The sequence below is a fragment of the Candidatus Eisenbacteria bacterium genome (assembly GCA_035712145.1).
Classification (GTDB): Bacteria; Eisenbacteria; RBG-16-71-46; order RBG-16-71-46; family RBG-16-71-46; genus DASTBI01.
The window spans coordinates 1-2,150 of the sequence record DASTBI010000138.1; the positions used below are offsets into that span (position 1 = coordinate 1).

At 66.3% G+C, this 2,150-nt stretch carries 3 protein-coding genes; all 3 read right to left on the reverse strand.

Annotated features, from left to right (window positions below; genetic code table 11):
• Positions 1–204 (reverse strand): hypothetical protein (locus VFQ05_08580; GenBank protein HET9326812.1); only part of this gene is annotated, 204 nt, incomplete at its 3' end.
• A 95-nt stretch (positions 205–299) separates the two neighbouring features.
• Positions 300–872 carry a choice-of-anchor V domain-containing protein gene (locus tag VFQ05_08585; protein HET9326813.1) on the reverse strand — a complete coding sequence of 191 codons (573 nt, stop codon included), beginning with the start codon at positions 870–872 and terminating at the stop codon, positions 300–302.
• Positions 873–1,813: 941 nt separating this feature from the next.
• On the reverse strand, positions 1,814–2,150 hold a 337-nt coding region (locus VFQ05_08590; protein HET9326814.1), incomplete at its 5' end, for a hypothetical protein.

Genomic DNA, 2,150 nt, shown 5'->3' on the forward strand with positions numbered 1-2,150 from the left:
GGGGCAGCGACTGTCGCCCTGCACCTCGCGGAAGCCGATCTCGACGTTGTCGGGCTGGACCGTCACGTGCCGGCCGACCGCGAGCGTGAAGTCGCTCGGAATGGGAACGGTCGGGTTGGCGACACGATCCCTGCACGCGGGCACGAGCGCGAGCACCGCGAGTACGGCGGCCGCACGGGTTCCCGGACGGATGTTCCTACTCACGAATCCCCCCTCACCCGGTCCTGAGCGTTCTACCCCGAGCGGGGCATCACGGTTTCGGGCTATGGGGTCCGTTTGCTCTCGACCACACGTTCACACTATCGGTACTTCGCCTTCAGCTGACCCCACGAGATTTTCGCGACCGGGGTCGTCCCATCCACGGCAATGCTAAATGCCGTGTTGGCTGCGCCCCCGTACCAACCCCACGAATCGCCGCCGGTGCCACTATTGTTGGTCGCCTGTGCGACGGCGTAGAACCGGTACGTCCCGGCCACGGCAGGGGCCGTCCACTGGAAGCTCCAACTGCGAAGCGTCTTGCTGGAGTGCGTGAGCTCACCGTTCGAGACCTTGTTCCCGGTTCCGGCCGTGAACGTGCCGCCGCTCGCACTCAGGTTGAATCCGCCGGTGGTGTTGGCCGGCCCGCCTGTGACCGAGATCGTGTAGTTGCTCACGGACCCGACCTGCACGGTTTGCGGCCCGGTGATGGACACCGTGACCGCACCCGCGGCGTTCGGAGTCGAGCTGTGGCAGTTGCAGCCAGTCGCCGAGGTCGAGCAGCCGGTCTTGCCACTTGCGTTGGCCATCAGATGCGCGGCCCAGAACACGAGGCTGGCGGTCATGAGCAGACCAACGAACTTCGGAGACGCGGTGATGGACGGACGACGTGACATGTGAGGGCCTCCTCAGCGAGAGAGTACCGGCAGTGAAACACCCCCACCCACCTGGGGGTCATGCTCGGGAGCGGCGTCGGCCGGGGAGGACTACAAGAGCGGCGAGCCTGGTTCGACCACCCAAAGTGCGCGACGCACGCGATGTGCCAGGGGTCGGCCCTCTCCGGAACCCACGGCGCCACAGGCGCAAGGCCGCCCGGCTGGCCGCCGGATTGGATCGACCCGCATGTCGGATCTGGCAGGCGCCCGCCAGACTGGCAGGGAGAATCGCGTGCTGGTCTCGGCCGGGTCGCCCAAACCGCTTGGCGAACATGACGACCTCCAATGTCGCTAGGTTGCGGCCTTACTGCGGGAAGGAACCGCCGGACCTCCAGCGGACGTTACCGCCGTCCCACAGCCCCACGTCGCCGTTGTCCACAATCACGGCTTCGATGCCTGCGCTCTCGCCGCACTCAATCGGCGTTGCGGTTCCGGGGACCGGCAGTGGGAAGCAAAGGGCTGGCCCAAAGGGATCCACTCGATACGAGAAGCGATCCTTGACCTCATAGGAACCACGCGAGGCCAGATGTTGCCCGTACGTGCGAAACTCACGCGCGCGAGCGAGACCCAGGAGACTACTCGCTCTCGTTCTTGTCCCCGTTTTCCTCGGTGCTCTGCGATGCTGCGTCTGGCGTCGCATCGGGAGACGAACTCAAAATCCCGTGAGGCTCAAACCTCGTGCGGGTTCGACCCTCGCCTCCGGCACCATCCATCAACGAGTTGCGGGTCTCACCTTCTTGGGCGTCGTCGCTCGCACCCGCGGCTGCCGAATGTTGCCCAAACGAGCGCGAGCCACGAGGCGCGGTCATCCACGGGTGCGGGTGAAGCGGCTCGACAGGCTGCCCGCTGCGAGGCCCGGCGCGAAGCTACGGGTTGAGAGACTCCGCTACCTCGGCCAGGCGCTAGGGCTCGCTCCGCTCGATGTGGAGCGTGACCCGATACGCGGACCACGGAATCGGGACGGCGTCCTGCGGATAGGGATCGAGCCGCACGGCGGTGATGCGATAGCCCATCGCCTCGGCGGTGCCCGAGCCATGCCCTTCAACCGAGATCCCGACCTGCTGGGTCTGATGGTTCGCGTTCGTGAGCGTCAGCTGAACGCCGGCTTCTCCTTGCCAGAAGCACCTCACGTTCGTGGGGCAGCGACTGTCGCCCTGCACCTCGCGGAAGCCGATCTCGACGTTGTCGGGCTGGACCGTCACGTGCCGGCCGACCGCGAGCGTGAAGTCGCTCGGAATG